The sequence below is a fragment of the Pseudomonas juntendi genome (genome assembly GCF_009932375.1).
Taxonomy (GTDB): domain Bacteria; phylum Pseudomonadota; class Gammaproteobacteria; order Pseudomonadales; family Pseudomonadaceae; genus Aquipseudomonas; species Aquipseudomonas juntendi.
Genome location: NZ_BLJG01000355.1, coordinates 1 through 393, shown reverse-complemented (window position 1 = coordinate 393; position 393 = coordinate 1). Strand labels below are relative to the sequence as shown.

Here is a 393-nt window from a genome sequence, read left to right as displayed (position 1 = left end):
CTTCAAGCGCATCAACGACCGTTTCGGCCATGCGGTCGGTGACCGGGTGTTGCGCAGCCTGTGCCAGCGCATCGGCCAGCGCTTGCGGCGTACCGACGTGTTCTGCAGGCTGGGCGGGGAGGAGTTCATGGTGCTGTGCCCGGGCACTGATGCCGAGCAGGCGCGTGTGCTGGCGCTGGAGCTTTGGCAAGGCGTGCGCAATGACCCGGTAGACGGCGTGGGCCAAGTCACCGCGAGTTTCGGCGTGGCCGGGTGGCGGCCGGGGGAGGGCGCCGACGCGTTGCTGTTGCGCGCCGATGCCGGGGTTTATGCGGCCAAGCAGGCCGGGCGGGACCGGGTAGAGGGGGAGTGATCGCGCGCTAGGTGCCGGCCACGGCATCTTCAGCGCCTGTG

Annotated in this window: 1 protein-coding gene; it reads left to right on the top strand. The window is 70.0% G+C overall.

Features of this window, described 5'->3' with window-relative positions; translation table 11 throughout:
* Positions 1-352, top strand: a 352-nt coding sequence (locus GYA94_RS25870; RefSeq protein WP_161893381.1) for a GGDEF domain-containing protein, incomplete at its 5' end; no start/stop codon positions are given.
* Positions 353-393 lie beyond the last annotated feature (41 nt).